Source organism: Methylobacterium aquaticum (assembly GCF_001043915.1).
Classification (GTDB): Bacteria; Pseudomonadota; Alphaproteobacteria; order Rhizobiales; family Beijerinckiaceae; genus Methylobacterium; species Methylobacterium aquaticum.
Genome location: NZ_LABX01000234.1, coordinates 1 through 7,279, shown reverse-complemented (window position 1 = coordinate 7,279; position 7,279 = coordinate 1). Strand labels below are relative to the sequence as shown.

At 63.7% G+C, this 7,279-nt stretch carries 3 protein-coding genes and 4 pseudogenes; 2 read left to right on the top strand and 5 right to left on the bottom strand.

Annotated elements, in window-relative coordinates:
• Positions 1-225 precede the first annotated feature (225 nt).
• Both VP06_RS36680 and VP06_RS39075 read right to left on the bottom strand, forming a co-directional pair.
• Positions 226-1,149, bottom strand: coding sequence for a methyltransferase domain-containing protein (locus VP06_RS36680; RefSeq protein ID WP_156295782.1), 924 nt, complete (start codon positions 1,147-1,149; stop codon positions 226-228).
• A gap of 229 nt (positions 1,150-1,378) precedes the next feature.
• Positions 1,379-1,498: pseudogene (locus tag VP06_RS39075) on the bottom strand (IS5/IS1182 family transposase); the annotation flags it as partial.
• Between the two features lie 302 nt (positions 1,499-1,800).
• Here VP06_RS39075 and VP06_RS38290 point away from each other — a divergent pair.
• Positions 1,801-2,904 (top strand): annotated as a pseudogene (locus tag VP06_RS38290) (recombinase family protein); the annotation flags it as partial.
• Positions 2,905-3,348: 444 nt separating this feature from the next.
• Here the strand turns inward: VP06_RS38290 and VP06_RS35335 are convergent.
• Together VP06_RS35335 and VP06_RS26390 are read right to left on the bottom strand one after the other, a co-directional pair.
• Positions 3,349-4,043, bottom strand: a pseudogene (locus VP06_RS35335) (IS5 family transposase); the annotation flags it as partial.
• A gap of 170 nt (positions 4,044-4,213) precedes the next feature.
• Positions 4,214-5,464: an IS701 family transposase gene (locus VP06_RS26390; protein WP_048466785.1), complete on the bottom strand. Its 1,251-nt coding sequence runs from the start codon at positions 5,462-5,464 to the stop codon at positions 4,214-4,216.
• Between the two features lie 101 nt (positions 5,465-5,565).
• Here VP06_RS26390 and VP06_RS37355 point away from each other — a divergent pair.
• A pseudogene (locus tag VP06_RS37355) lies at positions 5,566-5,700 on the top strand (IS5/IS1182 family transposase); the annotation flags it as partial.
• A gap of 107 nt (positions 5,701-5,807) precedes the next feature.
• Here VP06_RS37355 and tnpC read toward each other — a convergent pair.
• A complete protein-coding gene (gene tnpC, locus VP06_RS26385) occupies positions 5,808-7,091 on the bottom strand; it encodes an IS66 family transposase (protein ID WP_048466784.1) in 1,284 nt (427 codons plus the stop codon).
• Positions 7,092-7,279: the final 188 nt, after the last annotated feature.

The following is a 7,279-nucleotide window of genomic DNA, read 5'->3' as shown; positions in this document are numbered from 1 at the left end:
GAGTTTGCGACAAGCCTATCCCAACACGGAATCAGCCAAACACTCAGACGGCAAGGGGGAACGGACTGACACCTAAGCTGCGATGGAGCCGCCCGTCCCGACACTTCCTGGGTAATTATCAGATTTTCGTTCCTACCTTGGTTATCAACCTCCTTAAAGAGTCACCGCTTGAGAAATATCGCAAACGCCGTGTCAGATAAATGACATTATCTTACAAACATCTATCTATTCAGATTTTGCTGCGATCCAAACCATTGAAGTAGTTAAAAATTCAGGTGTGTGCTCTATAAGTAATTGTGCAGGAATATCATTTTGCAATTTAGAGTGGTGCTCTTTAATTATAAAAAACCCCGCCTCAATAATGAACTGCCTAAGTTGAAAGGGAGTAACTTTATTAATTGTACCACGCTCTGGATGAGTGGTAAATGTCGGGCTCCAAGTTTTATTAAAATCGCTCTGATAAATTAAATGCGCCCAAGGCTTTGATCGTTTATAATAGGGGCACTGATCGCATGCTTCTGGATTGCGTTGTTTTTCGTGTTGAACACTCCAAGTCCATGGATATTTATCGGAAATATTAGATCTATGCTCATTCGAAGTGGCGCATTTTTCTTTCGTGTTCCAGCATTCAACCCCCTGAAATACAATTTTAGAGCCAGAATAATATAACATCCCGTGATCATGATGTCCTACAGGCTGGTAATAATTATCATGATTTGTCACGAAAACCCCGTCATGACTAAGCAAGCTCCGTACGGTATCAAATGCTAACGGTAGATTTTGAAGATGCTCTGTGACCGTATTTGCAAATATAAAATCAAAATTTTTATCTTCTGACGTTTCATAAAAATCGTGTATTGATTGTTTTGCAATATAGAACTGAGAATGCTCCATTAGTTTATTTGGAACGAGATGAGGCATTAGCCAAGTATCAATAGCTACTACGAACGACGCACCTCGTAGAAATAAAGCGACAGCAAAAGCACAATCTCCCGCCTCCCAATCTATAACTTTTTTGTTTTTAAACCATTTTGGATCCATCCGTCCATCTGCGATCATCTCATCCAGCACACGGAGACGTGCGGCAACTCTGTTCTGCATATCTATACTAAATGTTGATAATATTTCATTTTCTAAGCGGTCTTCCATTTCAAGCTCCAAGCGACCATTCCATTCGCATATGGTTTACCAGCAAGGGCATTTATAACGCAATGCGCAATATTCAAACTAGGTGTGCAGTCCCCTTGCCATATATCAGTTTGATGTTAGGGCATTGACGGTGGAAGGTTGGTTGTGACTCAGGCCCCCCTGGTGATGGGGGGCGCGAGGTTGTGGGTGGGATCAGAGCAGTCGCGCATGGGCTAGGGCTGAGACTCAATCAGCACCAGAACGCCACGACGGCAGCGAGCGCGAGAGCCGAGGCGAAGTTGCGGGCGAGCTTGTCGTAGCGAGTGGCGATGCGGCGGAAGTCCTTGAGGCGGCAGAACACCGCCTCAATGGCCTGATCACAAACGACAGGTTCTGTCTGGTGCGCACGGCGCAGCTTGTCCTGACGTGGTGGCGTCGGCCGCAGCGCCGGCGCAGCTGCACAACGGCCAGCCAGAGGGCAGATCTCGATCGAGAGAGCGATCGGGGAGGTGCCCATGCGTCGCCACTGGCAGATCCGCCGTCAGACCACGACCACGCCAGACGCCGTTCGGCGGTGGGATCGAGCCTACGGCCTCATCCTGAGCTGGGGATCACCCCAAGCCTCACTGGCAGCGACGCGGATGGCCTTCCCCCTCGCAGAGGAGGCAAGCCATGAGGACGGCTGTCTACGTGCGGGTCTCGACGGCGCGCCAGGCCCAAGCCCAGACCATCGATCAGCAGCTCGACCGTCTCCGGGTCCATCTGCAAGCACAGAGCACCACCCTGGACGACAGCGCCATCTTCCGGGATGACGGCCAGAGCGGAGCGACGCTAAACCGGCCCGGTCTGGACCGGCTGCGCGATGCCGTGCGCGCCGGCGAGATCGATCGGGTTCTGATCACCGATCCCGACCGGCTGTCGCGCAACTACGTCCAGATGATGATCGTGTTGCAGGAACTCGAACGCGTCGGATGCGAGGTGACGTTCCTCGATCGTCCGATCGGACGGGATCCGCACGACCAGTTGCTGTTGCAGATCCGCGGTGCCGTGGCAGAGTACGAGCGCACGCTGATCGCGGAACGGATGCGGCGAGGACGCCAGATGCGCCTGCGTGCCGGCAGCCTGCTTCCCTGGACCCGAGCGCCCTACGGGTATCGGCTCGATCCCGACCGGCCGCGCGACCCGGCCGGGGTTCGGCTGGAGCCGGCCGAGGGCGCCGTGGTCCAGCAGGTCTTCGCCCGCTACGTCGAGGAGGAAGCCAGCCTGTTCGGCCTGGCCAACCACCTGCGGGCTCTCGGCATCGCCTCGCCGACCGGCCGCCCCCGCTGGAGTTCGGCCTCGCTGCGCGGCCTGCTGACGAACCCGGTCTATACCGGCCAGGTCTTCGCCGGCCGGTGGCGCAGCCGACCCCCGCGCATCCGCCGCTCGGCGACGCATCCGATCGGATGCCCCTCGACCACGTCGGTGCCAGTACCGGCGGAGCAATGGCTGCCGGTCGCCACCGTCCCGGCCCTCGTCAGCCCGGCGCTGTTCGCGCAAGCGCAGGCCAAGCTGGCGCAGAACCGCGCCTTCGCCCGACGCCACAACACCCGGTACAGCTACCTGCTGCGCGCCCTGGTGAGCTGCGGAGTCTGCCAGTCGAGCTGCCTGTGCCGGACGATCCATCCCGGCTACGACTATTATCTGTGCCGCGCCAAGGGGCATCCGGGCCGCAGCGGCCGCGCGCAGCCCTGCCCGGCGCGCTACGCGCCGGCCCATCAGCTCGATGCGCTGGTCTGGCAGGATCTGTGTGCCCTGCTGAGCGAGCCCGAGCAGATCGCCGCGGCGCTGGCCCGGGCCCATGGCGGTGGCTGGCTGCCGCAGGATCTGCAGGCCCGGCGCGATCAGCTGCGCAAGGGGCGCCGTGGGCTCGAGCAGCAGGTGGAGCGCCTAACGGAGGCCTACCTGCAGGGGATCATCCCGTTGCCGGAGTACCAGCGCCGTCGCCGCGTGGCGGAGGAGCACCTGCAGGCTCTGGCGGCCCAGGCCGAGCAGTTGGAAGGCCAAGTCGATAGACAAGCGCAACTGGCCAACTGGGCGGGATCAGCCGAGGCGTTCTGCCGTCGCGTCCAGGATGGTCTGGCTGGCGCCGACTTCGCTCAGCGCCGCCGACTGATCGAACTGCTCGTCGACCGGGTCGTGGTGACCGAGGCCGAGGTCGAGATCCGCTACGTGGTTCCCGTCGGCCCGGATGGCGAGCGCGGACGCTTTTGTCAGTTGCGGAAGGACTATTTCGACCCGCCAGCGGTCCCGATACCGTCGCTTGTCCAGTCGGATCTTGCGCTTGCGGGCGCGGGTGCCGGGAATGATGATGCTGATGCCCTGCTCGCGCAGGTTCTGGCGCAGCCAGTCGGCATCGTAGCCCTTGTCGGCGATGAGCCGGCACACGCGGCCGGGCGCTTGTTCCAGCACGGCGGGGGCGGTCTTCACGTCGCTGGCGTTGCCAGGGGTGAGGTGGATGACGCCCGGGCGGCCGATCACATCGCTGAGGACGTGGATCTTGGTGGTCGGACCCGCCCGCGAAGGGCCGATGGCCTGCTCGCGGGCCCCCCTTTTCCGCCGTGGGCGGCGCGCTGGGCTTTGACGTAGGTCGAGTCGAGGGCGGCCGCTTCGCCAGACCATCCGGCCTTGGCCAGGGCCTCCAGCATGCTGGTCCAGAAGCGGCGGCGCGACCACCTGTTGAAGCGGTTGTAGACGGTGGTGGACGGCCCGTAGTCGCCAGGACAGTCCTTCCAGCGGCAGCCGGACTTGATGACGTGCAGGATGCCCGACAGGATCGTGCGGTCGTCCTTGCGACGAGCGCCGGGCTGGTTGGTGGGCATGAACGGCGCGATCGCCTGCCATTGCTCGTCCGACAGCCAGAACAGCTCTGCCATAGCCTCCTCCATCTGGGAGGCGCTTCGAATCACATTTCCCTCACGGTTGCAATGCCTTGAACGGGTTTAGACCCTAGCATTACAGTTGCATGTGCCTCTTGATGTGAGCTTGGCGGGCAGCAGCTTGGTGAGCGCGCCGCCACGCTGACCATGCGATAACGAGAGCCGGTTCAATGCGCCGTTGCGCGAGCCGGATCGCGACCCGCCGGATCTCCTGGAGCGACCATGGCACGGACGAGCTTGGCTCTTCGCTCGGTTTTTGGGGGCGGGCCGTTGGCCCGCTGGCGCACCCGCGCCAACACCGCGAAGGCCAGCATCACCAGGCTGACGTGCCGGTGCCAGCCATGCCAGGAGCGTGTCTCGTTGTGGTCCAGACCCAGTTCGGTCTTGCCGGTCTCGAACGCTTCCTCGATCGCCCAGCGCCGCCCCTCGACCTGAACCAAGGTCTGGAGCGACGTGCCAGCCGGGCACCAGGTGGTGAAGTAGGCGCGCTGACTATCGCTGATGCTACGGCGGACCAGCAGCCCACGCGTCCACACCTCTGAACGCGCGTCGGTCTTCTTGCCCACCTCCAGGTCGGCGAGTTCGCAGTACGCCCAGTCGTAGAAGCGCTCGCCCTTGGTGCCCCGCCCGGCTGACAGGCGCTGCCACGCGCCGGGATCGAGCGCGTCGGCAATCCCCTCGGCCGTGCCAGCCACCTCGGGCTTGTCGATCCAGGAATTGAAGCGGTGGCTCGCAGCAACCCCGAGGACGTAGCCCTTGGCCTCGCGCCGGAGTGCCATCTCGATCTCGCCGACCCCGTACACGCTGTCGGCCGCCACCCAGGCAAACGGCACGTCCGTCGCGATCGCCCGCTCGATCATCGTCAGCGCCAGTTGCGGCTTGGTCGCGAAGGCCAGCTTCTCCGGCACGTGCGTGGCCGCCCGGCGGCGCGGGTCGTTGGTCCAAGCCTTCGGCAGGTAGAGGGCGCGGTCGAGGAAAGCATGCCCCTTGGTCGAGACGTAAGCTGCGAACACACCGATCTGGCAGTTGGTGATCTTGCCCGCCGAGCCCGTATACTGACGATGAACCCCGCAGGAAGCCTTACCCTGCTTGAGGAAGCCGGTCTCGTCGAGGACCAACACAGCGTCCGGTTCGGCCAGGGTCTCGACGACGTGCTCGCGCACGACATCGCGCAGGGCATCCGCGTCCCACTGGCTACGCCCAAGCACCGCCTGCTGACGCCATGGTCCGGGATCACCAGCGGCCTCGGCTCGCATCCAGCCAGTCTTGCGCCGTTCCGCCCCGAGCAGGCCGTCCAGGAAGGCACCGGCCGAGCGAGCGACGCTCGGCGCGGCAAACAGCGGGCGGATCTGATCCTTGGCGTCACGCAGGATCGTCGACCAGAGCTCAAGCATGACTTCAAGCGAGGCAGTCGACATGAAAACCTCCCATCGCTCGCCGTCAGATAGGTGCTCAAACCTGCAACTGTAATGCTAGGCGATGAGTTGAAGCGCTGTCTGCCGCAGCAGCACAAGATCCAGCGCGTGCCCTGAACCTGGCCGATCGCGAGCGGGTCGGGCACGAGACCGGCCCGACGGGAGCCATCCTGGATGCGCAAGTCGTGCGCTCGGGCGGCGCCGGGGTCGAGGGCGTGCGCGGCTACGATCCCGCCAAGCCGCAGACTAGACCGCAATCACGAAACCAGCGTGTAATTACCCAGGGGGTGTTTATTGGCGGCGTCGGCGTAGCGGGCGTCGTTTCTGTCAGGCTGGATGAGCCTGATCAGGCGGTGATGGTGGCGAGCAGGGTGGCGAAGGGCGTCGCCTTGGTTTGGAGTGCCGCGGTGGCGACGACGGTGCGCACGTCCGCCTCGCCCCGTGCCGCCCACATTGCCCGATAGCCGTTCGTCACCTTGCGCTGGACTACCGCCGGCCGGAGGTCTCGCTCGCAGGCGTTGTTGGTCACGTCGACCTGTCCCGAGAAGGCCACGAAGGTCAGGAGTTGGTCGCGTGCCCGGCGCATCCCGGCCTGGAGCGCCCGAGTTAAGTCACAGGTGGCGGGTGCCTTCAGGATGGCGTCGAGATCCCGTTCCAGATCGCGCCGCTTGCGCGCCAGGGTCGAGGCCGCCAGCCCGGTGAGGCTGCGAGCGAGGACGAAGGCCTTGTCGAGCCACAGCTTGAGCCGTAGCGCGAGCAGGTCGTCGCCGGCGTCGAGCGCGTAGACGACGTCACGCGCCAGATGCGCCAGGCAGGTCTGCTGGCGCTCGCCATGGCCCTGTTGGGCCGAGTAGCGGTCCGAGAGCCACACGGCGGGCCGGTGCCCGGCCATCACCTCGCCGACCACGGCCGCCGCCCGGCTCGGGGCGGCGTGATGCACCACCGCGTCGTCGCAGCGGAACACCCAGTGGTCGCTGTTGGCGCCCTCGATGCGCACCCCGGTCTCGTCCGAGGCCACCACGCGCGCCTGCCGCAACCGGGCGAGCGCCGCGTCCCGTCCCTCGGCAAAGCAGCCCTGGGCGCGCCGCAGCAGGTTCATCAGTCCGCCCTGGCTCAGCCTCAGCCCGAACAGGTCCGACAACAGCCCCTGCAACCGCTCGTAAGACAGCGCCTGGAAGGTCTTCAGGTAGGTCGCCACCGCGTGCAGACGCGGCCCGAAGGGGGTTGCGTCAGCCCCCGCCGGGCGTGGGGCCGCGACCCGGGTCCAGCAGACCGGGCAGGTCACGCGCAGGCGCCGGTGCTGCTCGACCACCGGACGAACCAGCGGCAGGTCGATGCGCTCGTGCACGCTGATCACCTCGGCGGGAAGGTCGTCGGCCAGCACCGCGCCGCACGCCGAGCAGGACGCGGGCCGGTGCTCCACCACCTGATCCGGATCGGGCGTCAGCGCCCGCTTGTGCCCGTCGTGCCCGGGCTTGGCACCACCCGGTCGGGCCTTCTCCCGCCGCGCCTTACGGTCGCTCGCCGGCGGCTTGGAGGAGGTGCGCGACGTCTTCTCCGGCCGATGCAGCTTCAGCACCAGCTCGATCAGTTCCTCCTTGCTCAGGCGCTCCAGATCGCTGCGGCTCATCCCGACAGGGAATCAGCCAAACCGTCAGACGGCAAGGGGTGACGACACGACACCCGCGCCGCGACTGAACCGAGCCGTCCCCACACCCCCTGGGTAATTACGCTGTGCCGTTGCAAACAACGATGCAGGGCGGAGCGACTGAGGCTTGAGATCGTGTCACGCAGGCAGCCTAGCCCGGATCATTCACG